We start from the raw sequence: 16,301 nt of genomic DNA, 5'->3' as shown, positions 1-16,301 counted from the left end.
CCCGCACTTCAACTACCTGAAGTATTGTTCAGGTATGCCGCATACGACCTGGCAAGCCAAGGAGCTCACCCCGGGCCAACTGTCCGAACGCAGCGGAGTCGCCGTGTCGGCACTGCATTTCTATGAACGCGAGGGCCTGATCGCCAGCCGCCGCACCAGCGGTAATCAGCGGCGATACTCCCGGGAGACGCTGCGCCGGGTGGCATTCATCCGGATCTCGCAGCGCGTCGGGATTCCGCTCAGCGAAATTCGCAAGGCCCTCGACACCCTACCGGAGGGACGCACTCCCAATCGCAAGGATTGGGAACGATTGTCGATAGCTTGGCGAACCGACCTCGATCAGCGCATCGAACAACTGTCCCGATTGCGCAACAGTCTCACCGGTTGCATCGGCTGTGGCTGCCTGTCACTCGGCAGCTGTCGCATCGTCAACTACCACGACCACCTCGGCGACGACGGGCCCGGCGCCCGCACCCTGGACGTCAGCATCGACTGCGATCAGCCCGATGATTCCGGCAATTGCGAAAAATCCTCCGGCCCTGCCGAAGCCGCACCGGAGCCCTCGATGTGCGATGTCAGCGAAGGAATCTGTTGAACTGGTCGTTCGCGCGGCGCATGACGAACTCGTAGGGCCAGGCGAACTTTCGCGCCCACCAGTACCCGAACCGGACATCGAACGAGGTGTAGACGATGAAGTGGTTCTTCTCGATACCGCGCAGCATCGCCCGCGCCGCGTCGTCCGGCGAGGCGGCGTGGGACTGGAACCGCTTCACATAGCGGTCGATTCGTGGATCCTCGCGATCCACCCCGGCGATCTCGACGGTCTGCACCAGATGAGTGTTCACCGCGCCCGGCACCACCAGGTGCACCGTGATCCCGTGCCGGGCCAGATCGAACCGCAGCACCTCCGACACACCGCGCAGGCCGAACTTGCTCGCGCTGTAAGCGGCGTGCCAGGGGAACGCGAGCAATCCGGCCGCCGAGGACACATTCACCAGCGCGCCGCCGCGCCCGGCCTTCACCATCGCCGGAACGAAACTCTCGATGACGTGGATCGGCCCCATCAGATTGACGTCGACCATCGACCGCCAATGCCGGTGTTCCAGATTCTCGACCGTGCCCCAGGCCGAGATCCCGGCCACATTCATCACCACATCGAGGCTGCCGTGGCTGCGATGCACATCCTCGGCGAAGGCGGCGACCGCGTCGTAGTCGCTGATGTCGAGGGCCCGCGATTCCAGCACCTTGCCGCCGGATCGCCCGATTTCCTCGACGGTGGCGGCGAGACCGTCGGCGTCGATATCGGTCAGAACCAGCTCGGCGCCCCGGTCCGCGGCGGCGATGGCCGTCGCCCGGCCGATTCCGCTGGCCGCACCGGTGACCAGAGTCTTCTTGCCGCTCACGGACTTCAAGCGATCACGCACGCCGTTCCTCGAATGCTCTGGGGTCGGGCCCGTCATACCGGGCACCCGGACTGACTGTCTCCGTTGTCCAGGAGCATACGTGTTACCGGCCGCGGCGGCGTGCTGCCCGGCCGGTCGACACTGCCACGATTACGACAATTCGCTCATTACCGACAGCATTCCGTCGACCGCCACCGGCCAGGGAAACTGTTCGGCCCGCGAACGAGCGGCCCGGCGGCGTTGTGCGGCCGGGCGGGCCAGCACATCGGTGACCGCGTCGGCGAAGGCGGACGGATGATCGGCGGCCACCGCCCCGCAATCGGCGGTGACGATATCGGCCAGTGCCGAGGACCGGCTGGCCACCACCGGAGTCCCCGCCGCCAGTGCCTCGAGCGCCGCGAGTCCGAAGGTTTCGTGCGGTCCCGGCGCCAGCGAGATGTCGGCACTGGCCAGCAGGGTCGCCAAATAGGTTCGGTCGTCGATGAATCCGGTGAAGTGCACACCCGGCCGGCCATCGGGCAACGCCACCACACCACGCGCCTGCCGGGCCAGCGCATCGCGGCGCGGACCGTCGCCGGCGACCACCAGCCGCACGTTCACCCCGCAGCGGCGCAGGCGATCCACGGCCTCGATACTGCGATCGACACGCTTTTCCACCGACAACCGGCCACAGTGCACCACCAGATGCGATCCGCCCAGCCGGGCCCGCAACGCCCGATCGTGCCGATGCGGTGCGAACAGTTCCAGATCCACGCCCAGTGGGACCAGCGCGAGATTCTCGGCACCGATGCGCTCGAATTCGGCGCGGGCGAAGGCAGTCGTGCAGACCACCATGTCGAAGTCGGCGGCCGTGCGGCGATTGGCGATGTCGGCGCCCCGGCGGGCCACCACCGTGGGCAGCACCTGCCCGAGCAGCCGGTCGAGCCGCTCGTGCGAGATCATCACCGAAGCGATGTCGCGGCGGCGCGCCCAGCGGCCGAAGCCGCGCAGGGTCAGCCGGTCCGACACCTCCAGCGCATCGGGAGCCAGCCCGGTGAGCAGATCGGCCACCGGCCGCGGATCGGTCGCGCGATAGCCCCCGGTCCACGGAATCCCCAACGCCGGCACGGTGATTCGCACCACCCCGCTGGGCAGGATCTCCTCGTCACGGTGCGCGCCCGGCACGATCAGCACCACCTCGTGCCCGGCGGCCACATATCCGGCGCCGAGGTGATGCAGTGCGGTGCGAAGCCCGCCCGAACGCGGGCCGTAGAAGTTCGCCAGTTGAGCGATGCGCACGCGCCGATCGTTGCGGCCTCGCGAACCGCCGGGACCAACACGGGGTGAATCGCCGCGGAAGGTTCGGCTAATGGGTCAGCGCCCGGTGGCGACGACGAAGTGTCACCCCCTCGGTCGACGACAGGCTCGGCTATCCGCGAGCGGGCCGGACCCGGATCATGCCGTGTGCCCGCTCCGCACCGAGCCGGGACAGTTCGGCCCGCACCGCAATCCACTCCGAATCGGAGAACCGGATCCGGAAGACGAACTCCCGCGTCGCGTCCACATCGTCGTCGGCGAAGACGGCCGCGCAATTGGCGCGGTAGATCCGCTGATCGTCCGGATGTATCGCCGGCCGCTGGGTGCACCAGCGATCCAGCGGCGGAAGCGGCGGACTGGTCCACTCGTAGACCACACCCATCGCAAATTCCACGAAGCCCACCCCACCGCCACGCGACCGGGACACCGCCCGCGTGATCGCCAGATCGGTATCGGGCCGGGGCGGACTCACATCGGTGATCTCGTGCAGCAGCGCGCGGGTGATGTGCGCATCGCGGGGCGCGTCCGCGGAACCCAGGTGCGGATCGGCACGATGCACCCGAACCGCCAGCTGGAAGGTGCGCACGACCTCGTCGTCCCCGCGGATCGCCACCTCGCCCTGCCACCGGCCGGCCGGATCGGTTCCGGCGATGACCGCCGTGTAGGCCATCCGCTCGTCGAAACGCACCATCCGGCCGAAGATCTCGGGCGGAGTCCGTACCAACCGCACCTGCTCCGGCGCGCGTGCGAAGGCGAGTTCCTCGAGTCCGGGCCCGTGATGGGCCAGCTCGGTACCGGCATCCCAGTCCCAGGCCGCGACCGCCCGCCGCGGTGGTGGCCGCTGCCCGCTCGACCCCACCCACAGATGCACACCGTGCACGGCACCGAACGAGCAGAAGATCGGCACCCCGATGGCGGTCCAGTCACCGTCGGACAGTACGACGTTGTTGCGCGGATCATCCACGGCGCCAATACTTTCGATGGGAACAGCCCGCGCGGCCGCCGCGACGGCGGCAGTCGCCACGGCGGTGGCGGCCGCACCCAGCGATCGGCCGGCCCGCGCCGTCGTCGTCCAGTCCCGGATACGGGACCCGTCCGCGACGACGGTCGACTCCGGGCCGGGGGCCAGCGTTTCCACCAGCAACCAAGCCGGACTCGAGGATTCGGACATTCCCCGCGATCAGATCCGGTGTACCCCACGGGAGACCCGCGGAAGTTCCAGGTCGAGCGGAATCCGGCCCGCGGCCAGATGGGGCTCGGCCTGATCGGCGGGCATCGGGCGCGCGATCAGGAAACCCTGGGCTCGATAGCAGCCGAGGCCGACCAGGGTGCGCGCCGCGACGGCCGTCTCCACGCCTTCGCCGACCACTCCGAGGCCGAACGAACCGGCAAGTCCCACTATGGATTTCACAATCGCCAGATCGTCGGTACTGGCACCGAGGCGCTGCACGAAGCCGCGGTCGATCTTCACCGCGTCGACCGGCAGTGCCTTCAGATGCGACAGCGAGCTGTAGCCGGTGCCGAAATCGTCGATCGCGATCTGCACACCCATCCGCTTGAGGCCGCGCAACGTCACCTGGGTGCGGGTCAGATCCGAAACCACGACATGTTCGGTGATCTCCAGGCAGATCGAACTGCCGTCGATCCCGTGCCGGCGCAGCACGTCCTCCACGCATTCGACGAAGTCCAGGCTCACCAGCTGCACCGGCGAGACATTGATTCGGATCACCACATTCGAGGCAAGTCCGGCACGCCGCCATTTCGCGAATTGTGCGCAGGCCGTGCGCAATACCCAGCGCCCCAGCTCGCCCGCGAGATTCGTCGCCTCGGCGACCCCGACGAACGCACCGGGCGGCAGCAGGCCGCGGGTGGGGTGCTGCCAGCGCACCAGCGCCTCCAGCGCCACGATGCGACCGGTCCGCAGATCGACCTCGGGCTGATAGTGCAGCAGCAGCGAGCCGTCGGATACCGCACCGCGCAGATTCAGCTCGACATCGTCCTGCAGTTCGAATTGCGCCCGCATGGCGTCGGTGAAGACCGCGACACCGTTGCCACCACCGGCTTTCGCCGACAGCAGGGCATGATCGGCGCGGCGCAGTACATCGGCCACCGTGGTCTCCCCGGGCATACCCAGCGCCACACCCACACTCGCGCCGCGGCTCACGGATTCGCCGCCCACCGACACCCGCCGGGTGATGAGTTGCTGAATCCGGGTCGCCTCCAGTTCGGCGGCCACCGAATCCACCGGCTTGGCCGGCACGATCACGAATTCGTCGCCGCCCAGCCGCGCGATCATGTCGTTCGGGTCCAGATGCTCGCGCAGCCGCGCGGAGAGGGTGCGAATGAAATTGTCACCCGCGGTGTGGCCCAGGAAATCGTTGAGCGCCTTGAGCCGGTCGAGATCGAGGAAGAAGGCGGCCACCGGTCCGGGACTGTCCGGGCGCAGCCGCTCCTCCATGTGTTCGAGCAGGGCGCGGCGATTGGCCAGTCCGGTCAGATCGTCGTGCAGGGCGATGTAGCGCAGACGTTCCTCGGCCACCACCCGGGCCTGCAATTGCGCCAGCAGGGCGGCAATCGCCTTGAGTACGTTGATCTCCCGGGTGCTCCACTCGCGGTCACCGGCCTTCATGAAGCCGAGCAGACCAGTGGATTCACCGCGCGAGAGCAAGGGGACGGCCGCGGTGGTGACATCGCCGAAGCCGGAGGAGCGCCGGATCGTCTCCTGGAAATCGGAGTACTCCGGGGTCGGGCGGGCGACCATGGGCTCGGTGGCGTGTTCGATGGCGCGGAACACCGAATCGGCCTTGTCGAAATACACCACCCGCAACGGGTCGGGGTCGGGGACGTTCGGACGCGGGGGCCATTCGGCGATGAGCACGGTCGCCCGGCGTTCCCGGTCGGTATGGCGGACGAAACTGAAATCGACGTCGAAGTAGTCGACCAGTTTGGCCAGCACTCGTTCGGTCGCCGCCACCATCGTCGTGGCGTCGACACCCATCAATTCCGCAGCGACCTGCGTTACCAGTGAGTCGAGCGTTCGCCGAGGCACCTTGTCTCCGATCGCGCTATCCACGGCATATCAAGGGAAGGACGTCCACGCCCCGAGCGTCGATGGTTCCGCCCTGAACCGACGTTAGTGTAACGACGTATCGCGGTGAAATCGCGACGAGTTCGCGGTGAGATGCGAGGAAGAATTCGCGGGAGCCCGCTGTGCGGGCGAAATCTCGGGGGCGCACGCGGTCGTCGACAGCCATATCGACGCGGCGCACCGGTGCGGCTTCCAGCCCAGTCATACAGTTCCTACTCTGTTGCTGCGCGACCCTCCGACCGTTTCCACACGACATGCGGTACCGCTGGTGTCGGATAGGGTCACGTAGGGCAGTATCCGTCATCGCAGCGGAATTGACCAGACGTCTGGCAAATCTTCCGAAACCCGAGTCGGCGGTCGGGAATCACAGCAGGTCACCCTAATACCGGCGAACCAAACACAGAACAACAAGACTGTCCGGTTCGTAACTGGCTACCTTGCGGCAACCTTCCGTTCACATCAATATCGAAATGAACAGCTCCAGCTGGTCGGCACCGTGCCAGACCTCGATCTCCTCGCAATATGCCCGGGTGATCTCGGCCGATGCGGTCGCGTCGTCCACCTGCGCCCAGACATCCTCGACCGGATCGTGATAATCACCATTCGGTTCGAATCGGGCGTAGACACCCTTGGGCACCCGGATCATCACATCACCGACCGGAACCCGATCCGGTGTCGGATATTCGTAGCTGACCAGCACGTTGTAATTTCCGGCCGGATCGGGAACGTAGGCCGTGCACAGCGATCCGCCGACCCCTCGATCACGCAGCCGATCGCGCAGGAACTCGATCAGCTCGCTGTTGCTGACCTTGAAACTGGGACGCACCCGCGGCACCACCAGGCCGCCGTAGATGGCCGTGTCGCGGACCACGATCGAATAGCTCATCGGGGATCGACCGCCAGGTACAGATCGATCTTGTAGGCGTGCGGATAACACTCGAAATCCCCGGTGAAGGTGCGTTTGATCTGATTGTGCTCCTCGGCGTAGGCAATCTGTGTCCACAGATCGGTCATGACCTGCGGGAAATTGCCGACCGAGGAGAACCGCGCATAGGACCCCGCAGGCAGCCGGGACACGATGTGGCCGCGCGTCACCTGGTCGAACGACGAGCACTCGTAGCCGACGATCTGGGTGTTGAACGTGCCCGGATCGGGTGCGAAATCGGTGTAGGAACAGGCCAGCGGTCCACCGAGTTCCTGATGCAGCACGGCGGCCCAGGCCGCCTCGAGATCCTGGTCGCGCAGTTTTCCGAGCGCACGTTTCGGACTGCGCACCGGTAGCCCGGCGACCCACGTCTCGTCCCGTTCGACGATTTCGAACTGCATGAAAGAACTCTCTCGATGTGATCACATCGGGCCGCGCAACCGGTGCTGCGGCGGACCGTCCGGCCGGAAAACGCCATGCTATCAACACCGAATGAGAGCAACCCGCACCTCGGCGCGCCGCTCGATCGAACATTCGACCAGTTCAACCGCAGCGACCGACCGGTCCGCACACCCGAAACTCGCCCCACCGCGGAGTTCCGGCCGCTGGGCCACCGGTCCCATTCGCCCGATCTCGAACCGGACCCGATCACCCCGGAGTGCCCCACCCCGGATTCCAGCCGCCGAGGCCATCCACGCAAATGTTGAGCTATCAACGTTGCCTGGGTATGACACCCATGTGTCGAACGGGCACACTCACAGAGGTACCCACCGAACGGAGGCTCCGATGGGGCACAGCACCACCCACAGCGAACCCGCCCGCTACCGGCTGTGAGCGACACATACTCCGATCTGGCGGCGATGGATTCCGCCCTGATCGAGTGCCGGGCCTGCCCCCGCCTGGTGGCTTGGCGCGAACAGGTGGCGCACGACAAACGCGCCGCCTTCCGCGACGAAACCTATTGGGGCCGACCGGTCACCGGCTTCGGCCCGGCCGACGCCTCGGTACTCCTGGTCGGACTGGCACCGGCCGCCCACGGCGGAAACCGCACCGGCCGGATGTTCACCGGCGACCGCAGCGGCGACGTTCTGTTCGCCGCCCTGCACGCCATCGGCGCCGCCACCCAGCCCACCGCCACCTCCCGCGACGACGGCCTGCACCTGATCGGCACCCGAGTCACCGCTCCCGTGCACTGCGCACCCCCCGACAACAAACCCACCGTCACCGAACGGGACACCTGCCGGCACTGGCTGATCACCGAACTGGACTTGCTCGCCCCCACCGTCCGCTCGGTCGTCGTCCTCGGCGCCTGGGGCTGGCAGGCCCTGATGCCCGCCCTGACCCAGGCCGGCTGGCAGGTACCCCGCCCCCGACCGAAATTCGGCCACGGCGCGCACTACTCGATCACCCCCGCCCGCCCCGGCCGCCACCGGATCGACCTGTTCGGCTGCTACCACGTCAGCCAGCAGAACACCTTCACCGGCCGCCTCACCCCCGCGATGCTGGAAGAGGTCCTCACCACCGCCACCGAAGCGGCCGGCCTCCCCCTCACCCGTCCCACCTGACCAGTGCCTCCACCAATCCGACCAGCGGATTCGGAATCTCTCACCCCCACCTGCTAAAGTTTTCCTCCGTTGGCCCGGAAACGAGCCACGGGGCTATGGCGCAGTTGGTAGCGCGTCTCGTTCGCATCGAGAAGGTCAGGGGTTCGATTCCCCTTAGCTCCACCGAAGAAACCCCTTTGACCAGGCAAAAATTCAGAGGGGTTTTTCCATTCCAGGGGTCAGTTGGCCCGTGTGGTGGTGGGACCACCAGGCTGCGCCGAGGCGAGTCCGGCGCACCGGACGATGCGGTGGCCGCTCGGCCGTGGCACACCCGCTGCCACCCGCCAGGCGAACAGGGCTCGATTCAGCGACTTCATCAGCGCGAGCATTCCGCGCGCCGCCGCACAAGGCCGCGAGGTCCTCCACCCGAAGCCCGAAACGAGCCCGGGCTCGCAGCAGGCCCAGAGGGACCACCACACCCAAGCCTGTGACCTGGCGAAATACCGTGTCAGCGGGCGTGTCAGGTGGTTGTCAGGGCGTTGTCAGCCCCGACGCCGAATGTTGTCGGCATGACGAACAACAGCCTCGCCTCCACCACCTCGGCCTGGACCGGCATGGTGACCATCGACGACACCGCCCTGGCCGTCACCGACACCGGCGGCACCGGCACCCCGATCATCTACTGCAACGGCCAATTCGCCACCCAGGGCTACTGGAAGCGCGTACTCGCCGACCTCGGCACCGACTACCGCCACATCACCTTCGACGAACGCGGCCGCGGCAAGAAATCCCAACTCTCCACCGATTACTCCTTCGAAGCCGCCGTCCGCGATGTCGACGCCGTCCTCGAAGCCCGCGGAATTCAGCACGCACTGATCGCCGGCTGGTCCTACGGAGCATTCGTCGGCGCACACTGGGCCAGCCGCAACCCCCACCGCGCCCTGGGCGCGGTCCTGATCGACGGCGCACAACCCCACGACTGGCTCGACGACGCGATGGAACAACGCATCCGCAAGCTGTTCAAACGCCTCAGCCCCCTCACGACACTGCTGCGCCCCACCGGCCTGACCCCACGCCTGAGCGCCACACAACAGGCCGAATGCAACATCGAACTCGGCAAGATCTCCCGCGAAGCCAACCTCGGCCCCGTACTCGACAACATCACCGTCCCCACCCGCTACATCGTCGCCTCGGGCGCGTCATTCGGAAGCCACGGCGACGAACAGGAGCTCATCCGCGCCAGCCTCGACAACGTCTGCGCCCGCAACCCCCACATCCGCATCAGCGCCAAGGTTCCCAGCAATCACGACCACATCCTGCGCAAGGACTTCCACGCCATCGCCGACGCCATCCGCGACATCACCCCGTCCCACCACTGACAACCCGATCACCCGAACTCGTTACACCGCAACATATTCGAAGGAGCACACCCTCATGTCCATCACCCTGACCGACCACGACGCAGCCACCATCCGCACCGCCGCCTACGGCGCCGTCGCACTGATCGCCGCCGCGGACGCCACCGGCAAGCCCCACAAGACGGCCACCCAGGGGTCGCTGGCCCTGTACTCCGCGACCGGACCCCTCGGACACGTCCTCGCCGCGAAGTCCAAAGACATTGCACTGCAGGGCAAAACCGTCGCCGAACTCGCCGACCACGTACTGCCCGCCCTCACCGACGCCATGAACCTGCTCACCACCCAAGACCCCACCGAAGCCGACAACTTCCGCAGCACGGTCCTGCTCGCCATCGACGCCTCCCGGTCCCATCGCAGCACGCCCGACCCCGTCGTGGCCGCCATGGCCGACAAGATCACCTCAGCCCTCGACGCCGCGTGACAGCACGAGAATCCGGCCGGAACCCTCGGCCGGATTTCCCGTGCGCAATCGCGTCCCGCGTTCGGTCGCCACGTTCGACGCCGGATTCGACATGCCGGTTGCCCGGTGCGGGTCGAATCGGTATGTCAGCCCACGTCTTCGGTGGTGACAGGTTCGGAGGCCAGGGGGAACAGGATCGGGCTGAGCAGGTATGGCCGGCGGTCCGTGGTCGCCGACTGGGCTACGCGGGGTGCGATCACGGCGCGGAGGTCGGTGATGAACGCGGCGAGTTCGTCGCGGTCGAGCCAGATCGCGTGCTGGCGATAGCCGACCAGATCATCGGCCGGATCGGCCTTGTCACTGTCGAGGTAGGTCTGGAATTCGGCGAGCAGGGTCGCCATCGCCACGGCGAAGATACGACGATGATCGTCGACGGACGCGGCGGCGTCGATCACCGCGCGTTCGCGGCGCAGCCGATAGCTGCGTTCCACCGCACCGCGGACACGGTGTTCGCCGGCGAGATCGAGGATGTCGTGCTCGACGAGCAGGTCGACGTGGCGGTACACGGTGGCCTTCGAAACATCGGGCATCCGCCCGCACAGTTGCGAGGTGGTCATGACACTGCCCCCGGACAGGGCGTGCACGATTCGCAGCCGAACCGGGTGCGCGAGCAACTCCATAGGGTTCACATCCCAATATTCTCAATTCTGCTACTGTTTGCAAAGTTGAGAACGTTAGCGGGCCGACACCCCCCCGATCGGGAATGACGCAGTCGGCGGGTTCGAGGAGGTTCCGTTCGGATGACGATGACGACTGCGGAAGAGACAGGGATCGAGGTCGTCGAACTGTTGCGGGCCAATGGTTTTACGCATGTGCACGAGAAGTTCGCAGCACATCTGCGGGCTTTGGTCTCGGCTGAGAATCTGCGCGACGCATGGGACTCGGTTCAGCGACGGCACGGACGGGTCACCGAGGTCGGTGAAGCTGTCGGTGAAGCGGGCCCCGCGGATGTGACGACGGTGCGAATCCCCATCGATCTCGAGCGCGGGAAGCTGCTGATCGAGCTGGTCATCGATGATTCGGGCCGGTTGACCGGGCTCCAGCTGACACCGCCCACCGAACCATGGCGGCCGCCCGACCATGTCGACGAGACGGCGTTCGACGAACAGGACGTGACACTCGGCACCGATCCGTACACGGTGTCCGGCACCCTCACTACGCCAAGACAATCGACCGGATGCCCAGCCGTGGTCCTGTTGGCCGGGGGCGGCCCGTTCGACCGTGACGGAACCGCCGGCTCGAACAAGCCACTGAAGGATCTCGCCTGGGGCTTGGCCGGCCGTGGCATCGCGGTGCTGCGGTTCGACAAGATCACCCACACCCACCGCAACGCGGTTTCCCATGTGGACGGGTTCACGATGACCGACGAATACGTCCCCCAGACGGTGGCGGCCGTGGGCGTATTGCGCGCACACCCGGCGGTGGATGCCGAGCGGGTGTTCCTACTCGGGCACAGCATGGGTGGAAAGGTCGCACCCCGCGTCGCCGCGGCTGAACCCGCAATCGCCGGGATGATCCTGATGGCCGCCGACGCCGAGCCGATGCACCGGGCGGCGGTTCGCGTCACCCGCTACCTGGCCGCCCTGAGCCCCGGTGGCGAGGCAGCTGCCCGGAGCGCGATCGAAACCCTCACTCGTCAGGCCGAATTGGTCGATGCACCCGAGTTGTCACCGGCAACACCGGCCGGTGACCTGCCGCTCGGACTGTCCGCCGCGTACTGGCTGGATTTGCGGGACTACGACCCGGTGGCGACGGCCGCGGCCGTCGGGAAGCCGATGTTGATCCTGCAGGGCGGTCGTGACTACCAGGTCACCGTGGACGATGACCTGGCCCGCTGGCGGGCCGGGCTGGAGGGTTGTCGCGGGGTGACCATCCGCGTCTACGACGCCGACAACCACCTGTTCTTCCCCGGCACCGGTCCGTCCACTCCGGCCGAATACGCTGCACCCCAGCATGTCGACCCGCAGGTCGTCACCGACATCGCCACGTGGCTCACCACCAATTCACCGGGCCGCCCGACGCGCACATGTTCCGACGCAGATCTCCTCGCGCGATCAGGCGGACCCGGCAGCACTGCGCTCGACCCGACAGCGGAGCGGCCCGAGGCATGACCGGTCCACCACCGGCCCGTCGTGGTACCACAACCTCCGCGCCCACCCGGCTACGAGCGCGCGAAGTGCACGGCGAGAACCGATGGTGGGCGGTCGCCGACGCCGCGTGGCCGCACTTCGCGCAGTTCCGCGCCGATGCGGGCGACCGCGAAATCCCCGTCAGCGCGCTGGATCCCGTCCACTGAACTCGACGACCGACGATCAACGCTCGTTGTGCGTGGCCACTGCGCGCTGCTCGCGGAGCTCGTCGGAGATCGCCTGTACCGTCCGGGGGCCGCTGTAGTGGTAGCCCTGCGCCAGCGAGAAGCCGAGATCGGCGAGCGCTGCCGCTTGGTGCGCGTCCTCCACCCCTTCGGCGACGACCTCCATGTCGAGCGCCTTGCTGAGCGCCTTGAACACTCCGAGCAACGGCGGCGCGGGTGAGTCCGCGGTGATCGTCGCGACGAAGGACCGGTCCACCTTGAGGATGTCCGATGGAATCGCCGCCAGCCTGCTCAACGACGAGTAGCCGGTGCCGAAATCGTCGATGGCGATGCGAATGCCGGTGCTGCGCAAGGCGTTCAGGTTGTCGATCGCGTTCTTCGACTCGGCCTCCAGCTGTGTCTCGGTGACCTCGAGTACGAGTTGGCGGGCGGGCCAGCCGGTCGCGCACAGCGTGCTCCGTACCCGATCGGCGTAGTCGCTGTCGGCCAGTTCCAGACCGCTGACATTGACGTTCAGGGTGAAGTCGTCGTCGCCGACAGTTCCCCGCAACCCGACCGCGTCCTCGCAGGCCCGGCGTAGTACCACCCGGCCCAGGTCGGCGATCAAGTTGTACTCCTCGGCGGTGCGGATCACCCCGATCGCGCCGAGGCCGGGCTCGGTGGCCGAGGACCAGCGCAACAGCGCCTCGACGCCGACGACCTTGCCACCCGAGGACAGGTTGACGATCGGCTGGTACCGGACTTCCAGGTCGTCTGCCGCGATGGCCCGCCGCAGTTCCTCGGCCAGGGCGCAACGCTGCCCGGATTCCAGCATGGTCAGGCTGCGGCCTGCCTGCTTGGCCCGATAACGGCCCACATCGGCCCGGCTGACCAGGATCGACGCCGGTTCGCCCGGTCGCCATGACGTGACGCCCGCGGAGCAGCCGGAGGGTGTCGCCGCGCGCATCCGGTCGGTGAGCCCGACCGCGGCCTTTTCGGTCGTATCCGGGAGCAGCACCGCGAAGAGGTCGCCACCCAGCCGGGTCAGCGTCTGTTCCGGCGTCAGCAGATTGCTCCAGGTATCGGCGACCCGCTGCAGTACGGCATCGCCCGTGGGCTGGTCGTGGTGGTCGTCGAGCATCTGGACGCGGTCCAGGTCGGCCAGCACCAGCGCGGGACGTTGGCCGAGCCGGCCGGCCTTGGCGATCTCGGCGTTCAGCAAGCGATCGAAGCCACGCCGGTTGAGCAGTCCGGTGAGCACATCGATATCGGCTTCCGCGGCCCTGCGGGCCAGGATCATGACCACGACGCCGACGACGACGGCCACCCCGGCCGGGACCACACCGATCCACCAGGGCATTTGCGCGCGAGTACCCAGCACCACCATGCAGCACACCACGACGAACGCGATCTCCAGGCCGGTGACGCGCGTGCTGAAGAAGAACGCGGCGTCGCAGGCGACGAAGACGTAGATCGACGACAGCGTGACCGCGGCGGTATTGCCGGGGAGCCAATGAATGGCGACGGTGATCAGCACGGTCCCGAGCAGGACCAGGATCGGGTGCAGGCGTACCGGCATCCGCTCGCCCAGCAGATTCACCACGATGCCGGTCACGACCGCGACCAGGGCCACCCCGAACACGATGGCGCGGCTGCCCGACCCGTCGCCCGTCAGTGCGCTCACCACGGCAGCGAGCAGTCCGCCGACAAAAAAGAAAGCCCCTGTGGTCCAGGACATGAGGCTCGCTGTTGCGACCGCCGATGCTGCCCGCGCCCGAGGGCGGGAACCACCGCGGGTTCCGACTCCTCGCATCTCTCCAGATTAGCCACCCTGCCCGGATCGGATTACCCAGTTCGGCGCCCCAGCGCGGAGTCGGCGGGGCAGTGGGGCGCAGGTGTTCGGACATTGCACAGTTACGGACTCCCCACCCGGGAGATTATGGCGTGGATCACAGCGGTTCGACTAGTTTCGACATGGGTGGCCGGACCCGTAGGTCCCGGTCCGGTGTGCGGAGGACCGCCGATGACGGTGTCGCCGCCGAGCCACACCGGATCGAGATGCGGGAGCTGTCCATCGACTCGATCGGGCGCGGCCGGAAAGGGACGGTCAGGGATGGGTATCGGTGACATCGACGGCCGCCTGATCGTCCGGCCCGAGATCGCGCTGTCCTGGAAGCGGTCCGCACTGAGCGGAGTCGACCCGGATGCCGGTTTCGACGCATCCCCCGATACGAATCTGGACCTGTCCAGCCGGTTGTTGCGGGCCGCGCGTCCGATCCTGGACGAGATCGCGCGGCAGATCACGGGGACCGGGATCTGTGTGCTGCTCGCCGACCGGGATTGCCGCATCGTGGCCCGGGTGTTCGACGACCACGTGATCGAGCGGAAGATGGAGCGGCTCGGCGTGGTGCTCGGGTCCCACTTCGGCGAGGACACCGCCGGGACGAACGCGCTGGGCACGCCGCTGGAGGTGCGCCGGGGAATCGTGATCAACGGCGAGGAACACTTCCTCGAACAGTTCAAGGGACTGAGCTGTTACGGACACCCGATCATCCATCCCGTCACCCATCGGGTGGAGGGCATTCTGGATATGACCCGCGCTGCGCCGCAGGCGAGTTCGCTGTTCGGACCTTTCCTGCAGCGGGCTGCCGCCGATATCGAGCGGCACCTGCTGGAGGGATCGAAGGTATCGGAGCAGCGCCTCATCGATGCCTTCCACCGGGTCTCACCGCAGCAGCATCTCGCCGTGGCGGCGATCGGCGAGGACATCCTGCTCAGCAACCGGACCGCCGTCGACCTGCTCGACGTGGCAGATCACGCGATGCTGCGCGGTCTGGCCGCGGACCTGCTCCCGGACCAGTCCCGCACGGTCCGCATCGAGTTGGCCTCCGGCGAGCCTGCCACCGTCCAGGCCGATCGGATCGCCGGAACCAACGGCGGCACACTGTTTCTGGTGCGACCGGCACACCGGAGGTCGGCACCGATCCCGCGAAACGCGACCGCTGACAGGTCGGGCGCGCAGCGAACCCGACGCGAACTCGAGCGGGTGCGCCGCAATCGGGACGCCGTCGCGGTCATCGGTGAGCCGGGCTCGGGCCGCACCACGGCGGCGCGCGACCTCGCCGGAACCGAGGCCGGGCACTGGATGGACGCCACCCGGATCCCGCTCGTCGGCCTCGATCGCTGGCTGCGCACCCTCGCCGAGCATGCGGCGACATCGGATGGTGTGCTGGTCGTCGAGCACGCGCAACTGCTGCCGCTCGCCGCACTACCCCTGGTGACCGAGCTCGCCACAGCGGACGGGTACCCACGAATCATAGTGACCTGCAGTCCATTCGATGATCTGCCCGCAGCCGTCGCCGCGCTCGTGGCCCGCTGTCCGCAGCGGATCGTGATGCCGCCGCTGCGGCAGCGCGGCGCCGAACTGCCCGAGATCGCGCAGGCGATTCTCGACGAGGTGGCGCCCGGCGCGAGTCTGACCGCTGCCGCACTCGAGGCACTGGCATCAGGGGAATGGCCGGGCAATCTCGGGGAGCTGCGAGTCGTGCTGACCAACTCGGCGGCCGCGGCACGCAGTAGCAGGATCGGACTTCCGGACCTGCCGGAGTCCTACCGGACGAGTGCGAAAGTCTCCCGTCTCGCCGGACGCGAACGGGCCGAGCGGCAGGCGATCATCGATGCGCTGCAGCAGTGCGGCGGCAACAAGGTGCACGCGTCGGAGCGACTCGGAATCAGCCGCAGCACACTGTATTCGCGGATTCGGGCGCTGGACATCTCCGTCTAGGCACTGTCCGAACCTTGCACAGTTAGCGATGTCGAATCCCACGCAGTATGGCCTACGTCACATTCGAACGATGACGTTCAGCACCGCAGG

The 16,301-nt window shown here is 67.2% G+C and carries 16 protein-coding genes and 1 tRNA gene; 8 read left to right on the top strand and 9 right to left on the bottom strand.

The features are described 5' to 3' along the window. Positions 1–34 precede the first annotated feature (34 nt). Positions 35–595: a redox-sensitive transcriptional activator SoxR gene (gene soxR, locus AB0L57_RS24010; protein WP_364966162.1), complete on the top strand. Its 561-nt coding sequence runs from the start codon at positions 35–37 to the stop codon at positions 593–595. Here the strand turns inward: soxR and AB0L57_RS24005 are convergent. The 6 genes from AB0L57_RS24005 to AB0L57_RS23980 form a co-directional block, all read right to left on the bottom strand. Continuing rightward, a complete protein-coding gene (locus AB0L57_RS24005; protein WP_364966160.1) occupies positions 576–1,424 on the bottom strand; it encodes an SDR family oxidoreductase in 849 nt (282 codons plus the stop codon). The genes soxR and AB0L57_RS24005 overlap by 20 nt on opposite strands. 129 nt (positions 1,425–1,553) lie before the next feature. Then, entirely contained in the window at positions 1,554–2,681 is a 1,128-nt protein-coding gene (locus AB0L57_RS24000) for a glycosyltransferase (RefSeq protein WP_364966157.1), read from the bottom strand. 130 nt (positions 2,682–2,811) lie between these two features. Further along, complete coding sequence (locus AB0L57_RS23995) at positions 2,812–3,870, bottom strand: GAF domain-containing protein (RefSeq protein ID WP_364966154.1); 1,059 nt, start codon at positions 3,868–3,870, stop codon at positions 2,812–2,814. 9 nt (positions 3,871–3,879) lie between these two features. Next, positions 3,880–5,697 carry an EAL domain-containing protein gene (locus AB0L57_RS23990; protein WP_364966517.1) on the bottom strand — a complete coding sequence of 606 codons (1,818 nt, stop codon included), beginning with the start codon at positions 5,695–5,697 and terminating at the stop codon, positions 3,880–3,882. Between the two features lie 544 nt (positions 5,698–6,241). After that, positions 6,242–6,673, bottom strand: coding sequence for an effector binding domain-containing protein (locus AB0L57_RS23985; protein WP_364966151.1), 432 nt, complete (start codon positions 6,671–6,673; stop codon positions 6,242–6,244). After that, positions 6,670–7,113 carry a GyrI-like domain-containing protein gene (locus AB0L57_RS23980; RefSeq protein ID WP_364966149.1) on the bottom strand — a complete coding sequence of 148 codons (444 nt, stop codon included), beginning with the start codon at positions 7,111–7,113 and terminating at the stop codon, positions 6,670–6,672. Before AB0L57_RS23980 ends, AB0L57_RS23985 begins: the two co-directional genes overlap by 4 nt. Positions 7,114–7,572: 459 nt before the next feature. Between AB0L57_RS23980 and AB0L57_RS23975 the strand changes: the two genes are divergently transcribed. Beyond that, the gene (locus AB0L57_RS23975; protein ID WP_364966514.1) at positions 7,573–8,277 is read left to right on the top strand and encodes a uracil-DNA glycosylase; all 705 of its coding nucleotides are present in this window, start codon (positions 7,573–7,575) and stop codon (positions 8,275–8,277) included. An 89-nt stretch (positions 8,278–8,366) separates the two neighbouring features. Beyond that, positions 8,367–8,439, top strand: a tRNA-Ala gene (locus AB0L57_RS23970). Between the two features lie 56 nt (positions 8,440–8,495). Here AB0L57_RS23970 and AB0L57_RS23965 read toward each other — a convergent pair. Beyond that, positions 8,496–8,633, bottom strand: coding sequence for a hypothetical protein (locus AB0L57_RS23965; RefSeq protein ID WP_364966147.1), 138 nt, complete (start codon positions 8,631–8,633; stop codon positions 8,496–8,498). 192 nt (positions 8,634–8,825) lie between these two features. Between AB0L57_RS23965 and AB0L57_RS23960 the strand changes: the two genes are divergently transcribed. Together AB0L57_RS23960 and AB0L57_RS23955 are read left to right on the top strand one after the other, a co-directional pair. Continuing rightward, positions 8,826–9,635, top strand: a complete 810-nt coding sequence (locus AB0L57_RS23960) for an alpha/beta hydrolase (RefSeq protein WP_364966144.1) — start codon at positions 8,826–8,828, stop codon at positions 9,633–9,635. Between the two features lie 55 nt (positions 9,636–9,690). Further along, a complete protein-coding gene (locus tag AB0L57_RS23955; RefSeq protein ID WP_364966141.1) occupies positions 9,691–10,095 on the top strand; it encodes a hypothetical protein in 405 nt (134 codons plus the stop codon). A 125-nt stretch (positions 10,096–10,220) separates the two neighbouring features. Here the strand turns inward: AB0L57_RS23955 and AB0L57_RS23950 are convergent, their stop codons facing one another. Next, positions 10,221–10,754: a helix-turn-helix domain-containing protein gene (locus AB0L57_RS23950; RefSeq protein WP_364966512.1), complete on the bottom strand. Its 534-nt coding sequence runs from the start codon at positions 10,752–10,754 to the stop codon at positions 10,221–10,223. A gap of 120 nt (positions 10,755–10,874) precedes the next feature. Between AB0L57_RS23950 and AB0L57_RS23945 the strand changes: the two genes are divergently transcribed. After that, positions 10,875–12,245, top strand: a complete 1,371-nt coding sequence (locus AB0L57_RS23945) for an alpha/beta fold hydrolase (RefSeq protein WP_364966138.1) — start codon at positions 10,875–10,877, stop codon at positions 12,243–12,245. Then, the gene (locus AB0L57_RS23940; RefSeq protein ID WP_364966136.1) at positions 12,242–12,430 is read left to right on the top strand and encodes a hypothetical protein; all 189 of its coding nucleotides are present in this window, start codon (positions 12,242–12,244) and stop codon (positions 12,428–12,430) included. Before AB0L57_RS23945 ends, AB0L57_RS23940 begins: the two co-directional genes overlap by 4 nt. Before the next feature lie 16 nt (positions 12,431–12,446). Here the strand turns inward: AB0L57_RS23940 and AB0L57_RS23935 are convergent, their stop codons facing one another. Further along, complete coding sequence (locus tag AB0L57_RS23935; protein WP_364966134.1) at positions 12,447–14,111, bottom strand: bifunctional diguanylate cyclase/phosphodiesterase; 1,665 nt, start codon at positions 14,109–14,111, stop codon at positions 12,447–12,449. Between the two features lie 429 nt (positions 14,112–14,540). Here AB0L57_RS23935 and AB0L57_RS23930 point away from each other — a divergent pair, with 429 nt between their 5' ends. Continuing rightward, complete coding sequence (locus AB0L57_RS23930; protein ID WP_364966131.1) at positions 14,541–16,211, top strand: helix-turn-helix domain-containing protein; 1,671 nt, start codon at positions 14,541–14,543, stop codon at positions 16,209–16,211. Positions 16,212–16,301 lie beyond the last annotated feature (90 nt).

It is taken from the genome of Nocardia sp. NPDC052254 (assembly GCF_040679495.1).
Classification (GTDB): Bacteria; Actinomycetota; Actinomycetes; order Mycobacteriales; family Mycobacteriaceae; genus Nocardia.
This window is presented reverse-complemented; position numbering and strand designations above follow the sequence as displayed.